General features: G+C 57.1%; 14 protein-coding genes and 1 pseudogene. 4 read left to right on the top strand and 11 right to left on the bottom strand.

The window, feature by feature from the left end; translation table 11 throughout:
- Position 1: 1 nt before the first annotated feature.
- Together BUS12_RS15435 and BUS12_RS15430 are read right to left on the bottom strand one after the other, a co-directional pair.
- A complete protein-coding gene (locus tag BUS12_RS15435) occupies positions 2 to 865 on the bottom strand; it encodes an alpha/beta hydrolase (protein ID WP_074296398.1) in 864 nt (287 codons plus the stop codon).
- Between the two features lie 78 nt (positions 866 to 943).
- Positions 944 to 2,071 (bottom strand): C45 family autoproteolytic acyltransferase/hydrolase, encoded by a 1,128-nt coding sequence (locus BUS12_RS15430; protein WP_074296397.1) that lies wholly within the window; start codon positions 2,069 to 2,071, stop codon positions 944 to 946.
- Between the two features lie 243 nt (positions 2,072 to 2,314).
- Here BUS12_RS15430 and BUS12_RS15425 point away from each other — a divergent pair, with 243 nt between their 5' ends.
- Entirely contained in the window at positions 2,315 to 3,211 is an 897-nt protein-coding gene (locus BUS12_RS15425; protein WP_253190081.1) for a LysR family transcriptional regulator, read from the top strand.
- Positions 3,212 to 4,609: 1,398 nt separating this feature from the next.
- Here BUS12_RS15425 and BUS12_RS15420 read toward each other — a convergent pair.
- The 7 genes and pseudogenes from BUS12_RS15420 to BUS12_RS15390 all read right to left on the bottom strand — a co-directional run bounded on the left by BUS12_RS15420 (position 4,610) and on the right by BUS12_RS15390 (position 14,241).
- The gene (locus BUS12_RS15420) at positions 4,610 to 5,986 is read right to left on the bottom strand and encodes a cytochrome c (protein ID WP_074267478.1); all 1,377 of its coding nucleotides are present in this window, start codon (positions 5,984 to 5,986) and stop codon (positions 4,610 to 4,612) included.
- Positions 5,987 to 5,995: 9 nt separating this feature from the next.
- Entirely contained in the window at positions 5,996 to 7,777 is a 1,782-nt protein-coding gene (locus tag BUS12_RS15415; RefSeq protein WP_074267479.1) for a GMC family oxidoreductase, read from the bottom strand.
- A gap of 1 nt (position 7,778) precedes the next feature.
- The gene (locus BUS12_RS15410; RefSeq protein WP_074296395.1) at positions 7,779 to 8,516 is read right to left on the bottom strand and encodes a gluconate 2-dehydrogenase subunit 3 family protein; all 738 of its coding nucleotides are present in this window, start codon (positions 8,514 to 8,516) and stop codon (positions 7,779 to 7,781) included.
- A 79-nt stretch (positions 8,517 to 8,595) separates the two neighbouring features.
- Positions 8,596 to 9,203 (bottom strand): annotated as a pseudogene (locus BUS12_RS39390) (IS5 family transposase); the annotation flags it as partial.
- 64 nt (positions 9,204 to 9,267) lie between these two features.
- Positions 9,268 to 10,551, bottom strand: coding sequence for an alpha/beta hydrolase (locus tag BUS12_RS15400; protein ID WP_083611620.1), 1,284 nt, complete (start codon positions 10,549 to 10,551; stop codon positions 9,268 to 9,270).
- A 74-nt stretch (positions 10,552 to 10,625) separates the two neighbouring features.
- Positions 10,626 to 11,939, bottom strand: a complete 1,314-nt coding sequence (locus BUS12_RS15395; protein WP_074296393.1) for a c-type cytochrome — start codon at positions 11,937 to 11,939, stop codon at positions 10,626 to 10,628.
- 40 nt (positions 11,940 to 11,979) lie between these two features.
- The gene (locus tag BUS12_RS15390; protein WP_083640399.1) at positions 11,980 to 14,241 is read right to left on the bottom strand and encodes a xanthine dehydrogenase family protein molybdopterin-binding subunit; all 2,262 of its coding nucleotides are present in this window, start codon (positions 14,239 to 14,241) and stop codon (positions 11,980 to 11,982) included.
- A 417-nt stretch (positions 14,242 to 14,658) separates the two neighbouring features.
- Here BUS12_RS15390 and BUS12_RS15385 point away from each other — a divergent pair, with 417 nt between their 5' ends.
- Complete coding sequence (locus BUS12_RS15385; RefSeq protein WP_074267483.1) at positions 14,659 to 15,123, top strand: (2Fe-2S)-binding protein; 465 nt, start codon at positions 14,659 to 14,661, stop codon at positions 15,121 to 15,123.
- A gap of 151 nt (positions 15,124 to 15,274) precedes the next feature.
- On the opposite strand, the gene BUS12_RS15380 is transcribed toward BUS12_RS15385, so the two are convergent.
- Both BUS12_RS15380 and BUS12_RS15375 read right to left on the bottom strand, forming a co-directional pair.
- Positions 15,275 to 15,592 (bottom strand): hypothetical protein, encoded by a 318-nt coding sequence (locus BUS12_RS15380; RefSeq protein ID WP_074296392.1) that lies wholly within the window; start codon positions 15,590 to 15,592, stop codon positions 15,275 to 15,277.
- Between the two features lie 63 nt (positions 15,593 to 15,655).
- A complete protein-coding gene (locus BUS12_RS15375) occupies positions 15,656 to 15,838 on the bottom strand; it encodes a hypothetical protein (protein ID WP_074296391.1) in 183 nt (60 codons plus the stop codon).
- A 254-nt stretch (positions 15,839 to 16,092) separates the two neighbouring features.
- Between BUS12_RS15375 and BUS12_RS15370 the strand changes: the two genes are divergently transcribed.
- Both BUS12_RS15370 and BUS12_RS15365 read left to right on the top strand, forming a co-directional pair.
- A complete protein-coding gene (locus tag BUS12_RS15370) occupies positions 16,093 to 16,869 on the top strand; it encodes a fumarylacetoacetate hydrolase family protein (protein ID WP_253190080.1) in 777 nt (258 codons plus the stop codon).
- A gap of 96 nt (positions 16,870 to 16,965) precedes the next feature.
- The gene (locus BUS12_RS15365) at positions 16,966 to 17,442 is read left to right on the top strand and encodes a cupin domain-containing protein (protein WP_074296390.1); all 477 of its coding nucleotides are present in this window, start codon (positions 16,966 to 16,968) and stop codon (positions 17,440 to 17,442) included.
- Positions 17,443 to 17,528 lie beyond the last annotated feature (86 nt).

Raw genomic sequence — 17,528 nt, 5'->3', positions numbered from 1 at the left:
CTTATCCTCCGGCTCGCAACGTGCGCAATGCCTGCACAAGGAAATCCTGAACCACCTCGACGACCTGCATGCCGTTGTGGGCAATATTGGCGAGCTCATCGAAACGCACGCGGATACCCGCGGCTTCGAACGAGGCCTTCAGCGTGCGCAGCCGTTCCGGGCGCGTCGCACCGGCATCGTTGATACCCGGCAGGTACATCGGGCTGTCCTCGGGCACGGTGATCTCCCAGGTCTCGAGATCCGCGCGGCCCACGATCATTTGCACCGGTACGCGCTGCAACGCGGCCAGATCGAACGGCTTGCCGAAATGGCGCTCGAAACCGCCCAGACCCAGCCACCAGTCCTTCTTGTGATCGAGCACGGTGACGTTGCCAGGCGCACCAATCGACGCGGCCCATAGCCGCTCAGGATGCGCGTACGCAAAGCGGTTCACGTACTGCCCCCCGCCCGAATAACCGAACAGTGCGAACTTGTCGAAGCGTTTGCCATAACGTCCGGCCACTTCGTCGACCATGTCGAGCAATACCTTGTCGTACCGGATATCCCCTTCGATCAGGCGCTTGAAGCCGTTACGATCGCCATCGCCGCGCACGCCCACCGGAAACAGCGGACACAGCACGATGCAGCGGTTCCAGCGGCCGAACGGGGCGAACGCATCGCGGTACTGCGTGAACTGACGACCGGTGCCGTGCATCACGACGACCAGTTCCACGTCGTTGCCGGGGGTGAGCACCTCGGGCGGCACGTACAGCGCATACGGAAAGCGCGGATCGTGGGTACTGGCGTACACCGTGGTCGAGCCCAAGTCATATAGCGCTTGCGCTTTCTCCTGAGCGGGATTGGAAGGCTTGTCGGCTTCGGACATCTGTCATTCCTTTCTGGCGAGTCTCAAACGTGTCGTCGATGCCCTGCGATGCGCGAGGGCAACGTGTGCAAGTGCCGCTTACGCAGCTTCGGCGAGCGGTTCGTGGTGCAGGCTGTAGCGCGTGAAAACGCGGTTGAGCGCGGGCATCGGCGCGACATCCATTTCACCCGCGGCCGGCTGCATGACGATCATCGCGACGGTCGCGGTCATGGTGTGGCGCGTGCCCGGACGCGGCGGACGGCAAACCGAATACGGCGTGCCGAAGGCATCGAACAACGCGGCCTTGACGGCGTCGCGATCCACCTTCGGCGCGGCATTCAACAACTGGCGCACGCGCCAGTCACGGTAATAGCTGTCCGGCGAGCTCTCGCAACCCGTGTCGATCAGCTTGGTGCGGGCCACCGGGCTGATCCAGTGGTTCGCGTGCACGATCAGTTGGTCGTCGCCCGGATAGATCGGAAACGCTTCGTTCGGCGCGCATTCGAAGTCGATGCCGAAACCCTCGGCCATACCGAGCATGATGTTGTTCGAGCAGGATTTCGGCGTTGTGGCGATCACCCGCAACGCGTTCGAGAACACCGGTTCTTCCAGCACGCGCCGGCGCAGCAGCGACAACGGCACGCCCATCTGCATGAAGTCGCGCTCGGACTCCAGATAGTTTGCGGTGATCGACACACCCGCCGAATTCAGGCCGCTGCGCGCGAGGCCGCCCGCTTCGACGAAGGTCAGGAAGTCGGGGCCTTCGTCGTTGCGCACGCGCAAGACAATGCCGGTGTCGACACAATCGGCCTTCCAGTCCCAGTTCTGCGCGTGGATCAACTGCCCGTTCGACGTGCGCGACGGCAGTACCAGCACGCCGGTGCAACCGTCTTCGTCGTCGGCTTGCAGCGCCATTTCGGCACGCGCCTTGGCCAGCACTTCGGTGCGGGCGTTGATCATCACGATGTCTTCGAACGGCACGTCCGCGCCTTCGGCGATGCCGCGCATCTCGTCCAGATACGCTGGCTGGAATTCACCGATCACCTGTTCGAGGGAGCGAATCAGCGCCGTCTGCGATGCCTGGCTATAGCCGAGATTGCGCAGTGTCTGGCCGTAGCGGGATGCGCTCAGGCGCACACGCTCGGCGGCCGCGCGGCCGTATTGCAGGCCGCGTTCGTACGGCTTGCCGGACACGCTGATGAAAGGAAACTGCTGGATTTGCGACATGGTGGGACTCCTGACCCTTGGCTGCCGCCGCGGACACCAGGCCGGCCCCGCGGCCTCGCTCTGATGTGATCGGCTCGATTTGTGACAAATCGATTTTCACGAGCCACAAATAAAATAAAAAGCGTTATTTTCTTTATCGAAAGGAAAGAAAAATTTTCGTTTCGTGCGATCATGAATCGCATGAAAGCGGGGCAAATTCATGCGATTGACGCACGTCCCGGAAGCCTTTGAGGAGAGTTCGGCATGAGTGAAATTCGAATGCTGCGCACGTTTCTCGCCATCGAGAAACACGGCACGATGGCGGCCGCCGCCGATCGCATGGCGCTCACGCACGCGGCGGTCGGCGCGCAGATGCGCACGCTGGAGCGCGTGTGCGAGCGCCAGTTGTTCGACCGCAGCGGGCGCAGCATCCAGTTGAACGACGCCGGCCGCTCGATCATCGAACAGGCGCGCGCTGTGGTGGCCGCGTACGATTCGCTGCTGCGCGGCGTGGCCGACGAACTGAGCGTGGAAGGCTCGATCACGATCGGCTCGACGGTGTCGTCGATGGGCTTTCTGGCGGCCAACGTGATCCGGCTGAAGGTATCGTATCCCCGCTTGAAGGTACGCCTCGCGCACGGAGACAGCGCCCAGCTGGCGCGCCAGGTTCGTGCCGGGGAGATCGATGCGGCGGTGATCGTCAGCGAGCCCCGGGCGACCACACTACCCGAGTCGTGGGAGCGTCTTTACGACGAGCCACTGGTGCTGCTGGTCAATCCTGCGACGGCGCCTGCCGACGCGTCGGTGAGCTTGCTGTTAAAGCGTTTTCCGTTTATCGGTTTCGAGACCTCGTCGCTGACCGGCACGCATGTCACGAGTCTCCTGCGGCGACTGCGCGTCGAGGTCAACCCGATTCTGGAAATGAATTCCATCGCCGCGATTGCCGATCTGGTGCGGCAGAACATCGGCGTGTCGATCGTGCCGCGTCTGCGGCATGCTGCGTGGGACGAGGACCCGCTGCTGTCGGTCAGGCCGATTCCAGGCACGGTGTGGCGCCGGCATATCGGCTGGTATGAGTTCGGGCGGCAGCCGCTGGCCACCGCGATCGTCAAGAATCAGTTGCTCGCCGCGCTCGCCGAGTCACGCCTCTTGACTGTTTGAATGGTCACGCTGACAAATTAAGCAAAAGTTGATCAAAAATAAACCAAAAGTTGAACGTCAGATCGGGCACGCGGATCGGTGCAGCAGACGCTGAATAAATCAAAAGCCCGCAACTATTTGCAGAAATAAAGCAAAAGCTGAAATTGTTTGATTTTTTATGTAATGCATTGATTTTAAATATTATTTCTTGTCAATGAATTGCGGGGTGAAGCATATGTTGAGCGTTTCGTGGTCGTCACGTGCCTACGGTAACCGCCCAACAGATTATTAATCAAAATGTGGTGTACCCAAGAGGGTCCACAGAGCGGGTTGGATATTTCCGTAAGAGGCTGAAGGTAGGGAGCGGAGCGAGTCTCAAGCGCGGTCCGAGATTGGATAGAAACTTCTAAGGGAAAGCTCTCGAATCGCTTTTTCTTTGATGCAGATATTGGAGCACAACAAAGTCTGCAGCAAACGCTTCTGGATATTTCAGATACAGCAGAGCCTACTGCACGTCTCAAAACTGTGTTGCCATGCAGCATTAGCAGGAGTAATCGGTTCGCGAGCAGTCAGTTGGGGCGTATTTCGATCGCTGTAGTGCCTCTTGCGCATACCTTAAATTGGGGGGGCGAGACAAATTTACCGACAGCACCACCGCCCCGCTTAGCAGTCCCTCAAGTCGGCGTGTCACCGATAGCAGATTCGTCATAAGAAAGGGCGTCCGACTCCTGCGCTGACTCGAACTAGTTTGCGGCGGCCCCAGTACCCGTGCGCCGTCTTCCCGCGGCGCCCGAATTCCCTCCGAGTTAGGCCTCGTCTTCGTGCAGAGATTTTGCGCAGGCGAATCAGTTTCTCGGTCAAGTAGAAATCCCCGCGCCTGAAAGCTAGTTTTCTTGCCGTTATGCCCTGTCGGTTGGACATCTGTTCGACGCTCGACGCCAGCTTCGCAGAAATTGCCGAGGAGCACTATTCGACACAACGCCATAAGATACGGACCTTGTTGAGCACTTTGGCGACGGATGTTCCGTTCGATCTAGATGCTTGTGTTGGTGTCGTTCCGGCTCCGCTTACGTCCGTCGATGGTGGCGATGAGGAGGCGCGCCGTGTCGTCACCAGATATCAGTTGCGTGATTCCGACCTTTAACGATCGCGTCCATAACCATGAGCCGTAAGCTCGGTGCTAGGACAGGAAGGCGCGTTGGTAGAAGCGATCCTTGTGCATGATGGCAGACGAACCATAAGCGGCTCGGGAACCCGTCTTGACGGGTTGCGCTAATCGACGATCACAGTGGCATCGAACTGATGCATATGTTCGGCAAAGGACAGATGAAACATGCTCGAGCTTATCATCCGCCCGTCGCCGATCGATTCTACGAACTCGCAACGTAAGCAATACTTTGCATATCGATTCGACTCTACTCATCGAGTCTTACTGCGACAAATCCCGTTGATGAGACGTGTCTGAAGATCCGTGGCCGGCGCCTTCTCGGGAAGGCTCTTGCGCACGGCGGCCACCATTTCCGATGTAACGGCAGGTGCCGTGTTCCCCCAGCTACTACGCACAAACGTCAACACATCCGCCAGATCCTGATCGCTTAGCCGATCAGCGAAGCCAGGCATCGCATAGTGCGTCGGCGCGGATGCCGTCCAAGGCATCTGGGCCCCGGACAACACGATACGAATCAGCGACGACGGATCTTTCGTGTTGACCGTGGTGCTCAACGCCAGTCGCGGGAAAGTCCCATTCCAACCGTTGCCAGTAGTCCGGTGGCAGGCTGCGCAATTATTCAGGAACTGGATCGCGCCGTTACTGCTGGCGCTCCCGTCGTGGAACATCTTCTCCGTGGCGCTATCGTACGTGAGCGACGTCTGGTCCGGATGCGCCGGTCCCAACGTTTTCAGATACGTGGCGATCGACATGAGATCGCTGTCCATCATGAATTGGGTACTGTCCTGTACGACCTCGGCCATGCCGCCAAAGGCAGCGGAGTGCTCGTTACGGCCACTCTTCAGGAACGCGACAATATCCCCCTCGCTCCAATTGCCGAGGCCGTCCTTCACGTCTCCGCGCAGATTCTCTGCGAGATAACCGTCGATCACCGTACCTGACAGGAACGTCGATCCATCGTCGCTCAGCGATGCTTCCTGCATCGTCACCTTACGGGGCGTGTGACACGCGGAGCAATGCGCCAGACCTTCCACCAGATACCGGCCACGGAGCACCGGATCAGTAGCGCTTACAGGTGTGTCGTCAGTTACCACGTCTGGTGCATACAGCTTACGCCAGACCGACAGCGGCCATCGCATTGACATCGGCCACATGATGTCCGTGGTCTTGTTCGCCTGCGAGACCGGTTGCACGCCGTGCATAAAGTACGCATAGAGCGCCTTGATGTTTGATGGCTTGACCTTCGCATACGACGGATAAGGCATCGCCGGATACAGTGTCTCGCCATTCTTCGCTATCCCGTGGCGAACCGCTCGATCAAAGTCGTCAAGGGTGTAACTGCCAATCCCGGTGTCTTTGTCGGGCGTGATGTTCGACGACCAGATCGTGCCGATCGATATGCTCATCGGCAGGCCACCAGCGAACGGCTTTCCATCCTTCGCGGTATGGCAGGCGACACAGTCACCGATTTGCGCGAGGTAGGCCCCCTGCCTTATCAATTGGGTCATATCCGCGCTAGTTGCATCCTGCGCGCGCACAGTCGTGGATAATGCCGCTAGTCCAAGCGCGAGCGATGACATGACAACCGACGCCAGCGCCGGCAGCACGCGCTTCGTATATTTAGTCATCGTGCGTGCCTAAGCCTGCACCAGCGGGCCGGGGTTCTTCAGGTACTGTTCGCGGATCGCTTTCACGGAACGGTAAGCGATTGCCGTTACCAGCCCTGTCGGGTTGTACCCCATGTTCTGCGGAAACAGACAGGCGCCCATCACGAAAACGTTCGACACACCCCAGGTTTGGCCATACGTGTTGACCACGCTGTCCTTCGGATTGGTACCCATGATGGCGCCGCCAGTCAGGTGTGTGCTTTGATACTCGCGCACATCGAAATGCTTTCCCTTCTTGCGGATGCCACGAACTACCCTGTCACCGCCCATCACATTGGCCAGCTTTTCCATCTGGTCGCCCATGAAACCCAGCATGTCATACTCGTTGTCATGCCAATCGAACGTCATGCGCAGCAATGGCTTACCGAACTTGTCGCGATAGGTCGGATCCAGATCGAGATAAGCGTCCTTGTAAGACATGACCGAGCCAGCGATCGCGATATTCATATACCGCTGATATGCATCCTGGACACCCTCTTTCCAACCCGAGCCCCATGACGGCGTCCCCGGTACCGTCGGGGCCTGGCCGATCGGTCGGCCGCCCGAGCTCAAACTTCGAATGCTCGCCCCCCCTATGAAGCCGAGCGGCCCGTGGTCGAACTGGTCGCCATTGAAGTCGTCCAAGCCGACAGCGCCTGCGCCCGCGGCCGCGAAGCGGTTAAAATGTGTGCCCTTGGGCATCAGGATGCCAATGCTTCCGTTCATCTGGTAGGCGAAGTTTTTGCCGACCACACCTTCACCCGTCAACGGGTTATACGGCTTACCAATGCCGGACAACAGCAGCAGACGCACGTTGTGCATCTGAAAGGCTGTCAGGATGACCATGTCCGCCGGTTGCTCGACCTCACGCCCCTGCCGGTCGACATATGTCACCCCGGTTGCCTTCGTGCCCGTGGAGTCCATATTGACCTTGATCACCTGCGATTCGGTCCGAAGCTCGAAGTTCTCACGCTTGAGCAGAACCGGCATGATCGTCGTCTGTGGCGATGCCTTCGAATACATGTAGCAGCCATAGCCATCGCAGAAACCACAAAAGTTACACGGTCCGATGCGCACACCATAGGGGTTCGTGTATGGCGCGGACGCATTCGCTGCCGGTGCCGAGTACGGATGCAGACCCACTTCCCGTGCGGCTTTTTCAAACAACATGCCGCTATATTGCTTTTGCAGCGGCGCTGTCGGGAATTCGTTGGTTCGTGGACCCTCCAGCGGATTACCTTCTTCGGCGCCAGTTAGCTTGCCATTGATATTGCCGGCCCTACCCGAAACAGCCATGACTTTTTCCGAAAAGTCATAGAACGGCTCGAGATCCTTGTAAGTCACGCCATGATCTTGCAGCAACATATTGTCGGGAATGAATTTCTTGCCATAGCGCTCGGTATAGCGCGTGCGCATCTCGAGTTCTTCCGGCAGGTTGCGGTACATCATGCCGTTCCAGTGAAAGCCGGCACCGCCGACACCATTTCCCAGCAGAAATGCGCCATGCTGACGATACGGCACCGCTGTCCTCGTCATATCGTGACGAATGGTCACCGTTTCGTCGGCAAGGTGCTGCAATAGCTCGCCGCGTGTGGAGTACTTCAGCTCGTCCGCGACCTTCGGATATTCCGCGTCCGTCGGTGTATCGCGGAACTCCCCGCGCTCGAGCGCCAGCACGTTAAGGCCGGCCGCCGTCAACTCGATTCCCATGATTGCCCCGGTCCATCCAAAGCCGATCAGGACGACGTCTACCTTGTCTTTTTGGATTGCCATGTTATCCCCGCATTCCCGAGATCGAGACCGGGCCGTACGGATAGTTCACGTTTGGCTTGTCGATCCAGTCTATGAAATCCGCACGGGCACCCGGGAATCCGATCATTTTCCAACCGCCCATGTTCTTGTTGCCACCGTAAATCGGATCGGCCAGATAAGCTTCCTTGGTGTTTGCCAACAGATATGAAAAGAAGGTCCTGGAGGGAAGAGATTCGAATTGCGGCGTGCCGGCGTCGAGTGCTTTCAGGACTTCGACTTGAAGACCCTTCGACAAATCGACAAACACCTTGTCATGATGCTTCACGCAGTACGTGTTGGTCTCGGCAACACCGTGGCGATAAATCTGGCGCGGGTTCAGGTTCATCTGGTAGCCCATGTCAGGGCTTTCATCCGGATGAAACGGTCCCTGCATATACCAGAGCTTGCCGTGCCCGTAAGGCGTTTCCATCTGGCGGTCAATGAAGACCGGTACGTCACACTCAAGCGCGCCGGCACCAAATTTATCCGATGGAATGAGGTGATCGACAGCCGCTTCAATGAACGTGTATTCCTCTTTCGTGAAATAGGTTGGTTCGTAGAGTCCGAGACTGGTAGCGCCCAGTTCATTGGCACTCCCCGTCTGTGGGGGTTTGGAACAGGCCGTTTGTGTTAGTGCGACGCCTGTGGCCAGGCCGGATACCGGTACGATTGCGAACATCTGTCGCAAGAATCGTCTGCGAGGTTCTTTTTCTTGAGACATTATGATTCTCCGAAGAGATTGAGCATGTGATCGAGGGGGGCGCAATGAGGTGTTCTGGTAATCTGGCTAAGAGTTGCCAACAAAACTGATCAACCAACCTTGAGCAGACGACAGCACAAGCCAGATTGAGCAACGCGACATGAGTATCGAGAGCCCGTTCGAAACGGATGCACAGTTTGCCGAAACCGGCAAACCAGGCATGTGTGCGTTCGACCACCCAGCGATGACGGCCGAGCCTTTCGCTGCTCTCGATACCACGACGCGCAATGCGTGCCGTGATGCCTCGTTGTTGCAGTGATTCCCGGCAGAGCGCATAGTCGTATTCCTTGTCAGCATGGACCTTGTCCGTCCGCCGCCGTGGTCGCTCAGGCACGTCCGACACGGGCGGTATTGCATCGAGTACAGCTTCGAACACCGTCGAGTCGTGCCGGTTGGCGCCTGTGACCACCGGGGCCAGCGGGATACCGTGGGCGTCTACTGCAATATGCCGCTTGCTGCCTAGCTTGCTCCGGTCGGTCGTGTTCGGCCCGGTCGGCTCGCCCTATAAATGCTCACACGACTCCAGTCAATCGCGTCATATCCACGCAGGCACACAAGGAACGCCCGATGCGGGTCTGCCCACACGCCGTTGTCCTGCCATTCACGCGGTCGACGCCAACACGTCATGCCACTGCCGAAACGCATCTCCGCTAGTGGCAAGTGGTGGCTCCATAGTTTGATCAGTTTTGAATCACGAGACGCGCGAAATGGATCATTGCCCAACGATCAAACGCGCCCGTATCCACGGTCGGATAACCTTGTCGAAGATAGCTTTATGCGTCCAACTGCCAGAGTCTCCCATGTGTCGGCCTTCTGGGTTGACCCATGCGTCCTTTGGTGTCCCGGTCTGCAGTAGCTCGATTAGATCGGTGAACGGCGTTTGGCTGTCCTGTACACCACCGATCAGAAGCATAGGTGACGTCGGCTGTCCCAGGAGTCCGGCTGCCTTCAGCGACATCGACGGCATATAGTTCAAGAGCGCTTCTACCGAGGGTTGCCCAAGAACATATAAGCGTGATGCAACGAAATCAAACAGGTATTCCTTCGTGTGCAGAGAGTTATCTTGCCATGCACGCTGAAAATAACTGTCCACCGGACCACTCTGATACACCGCACCTTTTAGACGATTCGCCTCAACAAATGCGAGCCGCGCGGACCAATAACTGCCCCAACTCGTGCCGCGTACGACGATGCGGCTACCGTCGACGTCGGTTCGCGTGAGTAGATAGTCGATCAGACGTGAATAGACCCTCTCGGCTCCCGGGCGGGCCATAGGTGCATCGCCAGTGCCGGGCATGTCGACTGCGACGTCGGCAATGCCGTCCTGCAGGAATCCGCGCCCCTGGTCAGCGACGGAGTCCTTCCATTCATCCATGCCGCCGAGGTCAAGGACAATCGGTGGCTTTGTGACACCGGGCGGTTTTTGCAGATAGGCAACGATCTGCTTGCCTTCGAATGGAATGCTGATCGTTTCGATCGGTGGATTGAGAAGCCGCCCATAGTTGGCGAAAGCTTCCTGTGCTTTTGCATACGACTGCGCTTTGCCTGGCGAATTAGGGGAGGGCCAACGACCGAACGAATAGTTGAGCCATGCTGCCCGATAGTCATCACGTGCGGCGCCAGAGTCTGTCGGTTCCTCCGATTTTGCACGCAGTTCGTATTGATCGCCAATCGCCATCCAGGCCGAAGCCCATTCGTCGCGATCGAGGGAGTGGATATGCGAGAGCGCTTCGCGAACATCATCTGGCTTGAGTCCAGTCAAAGGATAGGCACCTCGATCCGCACGCGCCTGCGTTTCGGCGGCAAGCTCAGGCCAGGAACGCGTTTGCCATTTGTCCTGTGACTCTTGAGCCACGGCGTTATGCGACAGTGCTAGAGCGGTCAACACCACGATTAATGTGCCGCCTCCATGTACGCGACGATGTTTTCTGTTGCTATCGTTCCGCAAAGTCTGCCGCGTCTTCGAAGAAAAAGTGTGATCGACAGGGTGGCGCATGATTCCCTCTTTGGTCGTCAAGAAAGTAGATCTAGTTGTATTTGATGCTTGCTCAAAAAATGTGTATCCACCTATCACTTGCCGCTCGTACTGGCTCTCACCTTCGCAACATCCTGTGCTTTGATTTCTGGAGCGCGGTTATTCCAGCCGCTTCGTACAAAACTCAACACGTCGGCGATATCCTGGTTCGTGAGGCCTAGCCTGAACCTGGGCATGGGATAGGCCGCGGGCACGCCGCCGACTACAAGATTCGCGGCGCCATTGATCGTCACGTTAATAAGCGACAATGGATTAGTGCCCAACACATCCGGGTTTCCTGCCAGGGGAGCGATGAAGGGTGCACGTCCTCGGCCATCAACCCCGTGGCAGTTGGCACAATAGGTCAAGTAGACGTGTGCGCCGTTCGGTAACGGCGTTCCTGCGACCAAGGTGGAGGTTATCTGACCGTCGTATCGATACGGCTCTCTCTCGTTGACGTCACCCGCGTGTGACGGAACCAACGAACGGAGATACCGTGCTATCGCGACTTGGTCTTCGTCGGACAAATACTGAGTACTATTGTTGACGACATCCGTCATTGGACCATACGCGGAAGCATGAACGTTCGCTCCAGTTTTCAGAAACATGTGCAGATCATTTTCCGTCCATCTACCGAGTCCCGCATTGTTATCACCGGTCAGATTCGATGCAAACCATCCGTCGAGAGATGCGCCGGAAAGGAAAGTCTGACTCTTCTCGTCGAGCGCTAGTTCTTGCATCGCCATGCCTCGCGGCGTATGACAAGCGCCGCAATGCGCGAGGCCCTGAACAAGATAAGCACCCCGGTTCCAGATGGGGTCTTTGTTCGGCTTTGCCCGATAGACCGTATCGTCAAGAAAAAAGAGGTTCCACAGCTTGAGTGGCCAGCGCATATCAAGCGGCCAAGGAATATCCGATTGTCGATTGCGCTGTTTTATGGGTTTCACACCCTTCATAAAATAGGCATACAGCGCGTCCACATCCTCATCGCTGATCTTGGAAAAGGATGGATACGGCATTGCCGGATACAAGTTATGATCTCTAGCGACTCCGTGTCGTAACGCACGCTCGAAATCGTCCCGCGTGTATCGGCCGATTCCCGTGTCGGGGTCGGGCGTGATATTGGTCGTGTAGATCGTGCCGACGGGCATTTGCATGGGCAGCCCGCCGACAAAATCCGCACCGCCTCGAACCGTGTGGCATGCTGCGCAATCGCCGATTTTTGCCAGATAGCCGCCCCGAGCGACCAAACGATCCGCAGGCGTAGCCGCCCGGCTTGGTAGACTTGCCGTTAGCACCATCGCCAGGATTGACGCAAGCGCGAACCATCTACGTATGCGCGTCGGGTTGCTTGAGATTGCAGTCTTCATCGATGAATTTCGCTTCGAAAGGAAGCCAGGAGAGCAGCGTCTACACCAGCTTTTGGCCGGCAAGCGGCAACAGTCGAATACGCTTACCGGTTGCGGCGAAAATCGCATTAACGACGGCAGGTGCGACGGGTGGCGTACCCGGCTCGCCAACACCTCCCCAGCGATCAATGTACTTGTTGCCACTTGGGATGAGATAGGTTTCGACCACGGGCATCTCGCTGATCCGAAGCGCCGGATAGTCGTGGAAGTTAGACTGCTGTACCTCGCCATTTTTGATCGTTACCTGACCCCAAAGCACAGCACTAAGCGCATATGCGACGGCGCCCTGTAGTTGCTTTTTGACGATGCTTGGGTTCACGACATATCCGCAATCAAGCGCACATACGACGCGATGTACTTTCACCTGTCCTTCGTCATCGATCGATAGGTCGACGACGTGAGCGCAGACTGAGTCGTAGCATTCGACGAGTGCCATTCCCTGGTATGTGCCGGCTTTAGTGTGCCCCCACTGAGCGCGAGTCGCTACCTCATCCACAACGGCAAGCGAGCGCGGGCTATGCGCGAGTAACTCACGCCGGAAAGCGTAGGGATCCTGGCCACTTGCATGCGCCATCTCATCAACGAAGGACTCTCTAAAAAATCCGTTCTGACTATGATTGACACCTCGCCAAAAGCCCACTGGGATCGGCAACTGCCGCATTGCGTAGCCGACTTCAAAATTGGGGATGTGGTAGCTCATGTCACCCGGTAGAAATGCCCCCATCATGTCGAAGTCCTGTCCATGCCTCAGCCGAGAGGGCATAAGGTTGGCCAGAATAGACGTACACGACAGCCGCACTTTCCATGCGAGAAGTTTTCCATTCCTGTCGAATCCTGCTACATGTCGGGCAATGGACATGGGGCGGTAGTAGTCATGCCTGACATCTTCTTCCCGGGTCCATAGCATTTTCACCGGTTTACCTACAGCCCTGGCAATCAAGACTGCCTGTTGAGCCCAATCTTGAGATACTCCGCGGCGCCCGAATCCGCCGCCAAGATGGCATTTGTGAATCTTGACGCGGGACGGATCAATCTTGAGTGTGTGTGCTACGACTTGCAGCGTCCCATCGCCATTCTGGGTAGGCGCCCAAACTTCGGCGAATTCGGGAGTTACGTGAGCAGTGCAGGTTTGGGGCTCCATCGTGGTGTGTGCGAGATATGGAACCTCATAATCGGCGTGTATTACATTGGTAGCATTTGCGAGGACCTCGTCCACGTTGCCGATCCTTTGGGCAACTGCAGGATGCGGATCGTCAAGACCCTTCAGGAAAATCTCACGGATGGATTCGTTGGATAGCGCCGCAGCAGGGCCAGCGTCCCATCGGACCAACAACGTATCAAGCGCATGGTGGGCCTGCCACCACGAGTCGGCGACTATGGCGACGGCTGTATCCCCAACCGGCACCACATGACGTACGCCAGGCATGACCAACGTCTTTGACGCGTCGAAATCTTTGAGTCGTCCGCCGAGAGTTGGGCATGCCGTAACCGTTGCGTAAAGCATGTCGGGAAGACGCACGTCGGTCGCGAAGATCGGTTTCGCCAATACTTTGTCTTCGAGGTCCAGCCGTTTCACCGGTGTCCCGATCAGTCGCCATAGGTTCGGGTCTTTTAGCGTCACTTCTTGTGGAACAGGACGCCGCGCTGCGTTTTCCGCGAGTTCCCCGTAGGTCAATGAACGCCCACTAGCAGCGTGAGTTACGACACTGTCGCGTGCCGTGCACTCCAACGCGCTGACTTTCCAACGCGCCGCGGCTTCGTCCACTAACATATGACGCGCCTGAGCACCCGCCTTACGCAGATAGAGGTGAGACATACGGATGGACGCGCTTGATGCAGTCATCATGTCGCCCCATGCGTGACCATGCGCAAGGTTTGCTTCGGGCAACACATATTCGGCCGTCACATGACTCCAGTCACAGTCGAGTTCTTCAGCTACCAGCATCGGTAACGCCGTGAAATTCCCTTGACCCATCTCCGATCGCGCAACACGAATCGTCGTGGTCTCGCCGTCTATCACAACCCAGATCCCTACCTCTGAGCCAGGGGCATTTGTGAGCAATGGCGATTGCACCACCCCTGTACTCTCCGCGAGCGAAGGCAAGCCTGTAAGGACAAGACCGCCAACCGCAGCACTGATTCCAAAGATAAAGCCCCGCCGCGAAACGCCTTCGCCCTTGTTGTTCATATCGGTCCCTTTGCCGGCTTCCCTCATGTCGCTGCACAACTTCGCCACTCTGCCCGGCCGCCATTCGAACTCCATCAAGTTCCCCCGCGCAATGTGCGAATCATATATCAAATTTTGTTTTATTGAAAAATATATATTATTGGCCTAAGATTGCTGTAAACGCGACGCGCGCGGTAGCTCTGATGTTCCGCTGGTCATGAGAGAAGGACTCCGCCCACAAGGAGCTTTGCGCCCTGCCGTTCTGGTCCGATTGGCTCGCAACACCGTTCAGTTGCGGTTTGTAGGCGCATGAAACGAAGTCGCAGTCGCAGGTTCCTTGCGACGAGTCGGATGGATGGGCTAAGGAGAAGGAGCAGGCTACGTCTTAGCCTGAATGAGTGCTTGACTGATCGACTGTTCGCAAACCGTGTTTGCGCATCGTCGGTTCCACGGGTTTGAAGCTGAGCATTCAACCATCCCGTCGTTTTCACCAGATAGCGTGGCAAAAATTTTATGCACAAGCTTAGGATCAACGGACGAACACAACCGGTAACGGCCTCGCCTGAAACCCCGGTTCTTTGGGTGCTTCGTGACGAGCTCGACATGACGGGAACGCGTTTTGGCTGCGGACTTGGGTTATGCGGAGCTTGCACCATACATCTGAACGGAGAGGCAGTTCGTTCCTGCTGCATTCCCGTTTCGGCAGTTGAGGACAACGAGATCACAACGGTGGAGGCGATGGGCGCGAGCGTTATCGGCAGGGAAATTCAGAAGGCATGGCTCGAGCATGAAGTACCGCAATGCGGATACTGCCAGTCGGGACAAATGATGAGCGCGATGGCATTGCTAATGAAAAACACCCGACCTTCTGATCAGGATATCGACCATGCGATGAACGGCAACATTTGTCGTTGTGGAACCTACATTCAGATTCGAGAGGCTATTCACGCAGCCGCGGCCGCACTGCGCAAATCCTAGCTAGCCTCTCAGGGGCGCTCCATCGGATTGAGCGCGATTTTTGTCGATGAGGCAGAGAGGTGGTGTCAAGTTGTCGAACGGCACGCCCTTGGCACGCCGCGCTTGAGGATGCCTATTTAATGAGCCAATTGCCCCAGCATCGGCGCTCCCGTCAAGCTTTCCTTCGCCTCGAAGACCTCGCCTCGGAGCGTCTGCTTTTGCTTTGCGTCGGTGTGGTAATGGCAATGCAATGCCGAAAGAGGTTGGTGACCTGATCATGCACCGAAGCGAAAACGTTGCTGGCGACGCGTTGATCTAAAGCGGGATCAACACCCGCGATGTGCGCCCGTGCTTCCTGAGCAGCTCGCGCATAAGGCGCCTGGCCGAGTTGGTCGCTCCACCTCGGCATCAGCACGTCGAACATGGCGCCATGCAGGTCCACCGTGCGCCACAACCGGTGCCTCCTGACATTGATCGTGACGACTTCCATCCAGGTGCCACTTCGTCTCCTCGTGTCGGTGCGGCGGGCCGGATACGTCGAGCAATGTCCAGGTCAAACTTTACCGACCGACTTCGCTTGGTCTCGTACATGGGTGGGATGCCGCGCGGCCAGCAGTTCTTCGACCATGTGCAGGCTCGGCAGCAAGCGGTAGTACGGCCGCACCGCGCGGCTGATCGTATCAGGCGGAAACCGGATGTGCTTCATGTCGGCGATTGTCGCCGCATGGTCTGGCATCAAGGTGACCGTTTTCCGACATGCAGGCAATGTGCCGACCAAAAAAATATATGATTTGTTGAAAAGATATGTATCATAGCTAAAGAGGTTAAAATTTTACTTTTACAGAGATATCAATGCGACTCCTTACTTTTGCGACCACCGGAGACCAGGCGAGCCGCGTCGGAGCACTACGAGACGCCGACAGGCGCGTGGTCGACATCGGAAGGTCGGCCGCTGAATTGGGTCTCGAGACGCCTTTCGACTCGAGGGACATGATTTCGGTCATCTCAGCGGGTCAACCAGGATTGGATGTGATCCGGACTATTGTCAACCATGCCTCGACGGATTTTTTGCTTGCCGACGTGCAGGTGAACGCGCCTATTCCACGGCCTCGTAAGAACATCTTTTGTGTCGGCTGGAACTACCAGGATCATTTCGAGGAAGGCGCAAAGATCCGTCCGCACGTGAAAGAAATGCCTGCGTTTCCGACATTTTTTACCAAGGCTCCGACAACGGTGATTGGGCCGTTTGACCCGATACCCTTCTTCGGCGGTTTGTCGGCCCAGCTGGACTGGGAAGTCGAGCTCGCTGTAGTCGTTGGTCGCGCGGGCCGCGACATCCCGGAAGCTAACGCGATGGAGTATGTCTTCGGCTATACGGTACTCAATGACGTGACGTGGCGCGACGTTCAACGTCGGCATGGGCAGCAATGGTTCAAGGGAAAGAGCATTGATGGAACCTGCCCCATGGGCCCCTGGATTACCAGCGCAGATGAGATCGATCCTGAGAGTCTCGATCTCTCCAGTCGAGTGAACGGTGAGAGCAAGCAGACGTCGAACACACGTCACATGTACTTCAAGATTCCGAGGATCATTGCGGAGCTATCTCATGGACTTACGCTTGAACCGGGCGATGTGATTGCTACCGGTACGCCACCGGGCGTGGGACATGCCCGTACGCCTCCGGAATTTATGAAGCCTGGAGATGTTCTGGAAACAGAGGTTGCGGGGCTGGGGCTGTTGCGTAATCTCATCGCCACCGCCGCTTGACGGTCCACGATCTGGTCGGCCACAACACGTGTGCCCCATCGTCGTTGCAGTCGCGAATGTGAAAATCACCTTACCTAATATACGAGAAGAGCAGCTATGACACTCTCTGTGCGCCGCGTTGTGACCGGTCACGATGCCAACGGAAAAGCAGTTGTCGCCATCGACGAGCTTGTGAAAAATATCGCTTCGTTGCGCGAAGGGGCACAGGCTACCGTCATCTGGACTACCGAAGGCTTCCCGATCGATAACAACGACGACTTCGACGGTGCCAAACGCAAGGTAGCAACCAGTCATTCCAACGGTACGGTGTTCCGCGTCATCGAATATGCACCGGGTGTCAAACCGCGAAACCATCGTACGGACTCGATCGACTACGCCGTGGTGATATCTGGAGAGATCGATATGGATGTGGATGGCGTCGAGGTTCACCTGAAGGCCGGCGATGTGCTGGTTCAACGCGGCACGATTCACGATTGGATAAACCGGGGTACCGAGCCGTGCGTGATCGCTTTTGTACTGATTGATGCCGAGCCGTACAGCGTCGGCGCGAAATCGCTCAATGCCATTGGATGACAGCATGATCCTGTGACTCTTGGCGCCGCTCGCGGCGTGCAAAGTCAGCGCGTGCTTGCGCACGCGATTATAAGAAGCAGTGGAGG

The organism is Paraburkholderia phenazinium, assembly GCF_900142845.1.
Taxonomy (GTDB): Bacteria; Pseudomonadota; Gammaproteobacteria; order Burkholderiales; family Burkholderiaceae; genus Paraburkholderia; species Paraburkholderia phenazinium_A.
This window is presented reverse-complemented; position numbering and strand designations above follow the sequence as displayed.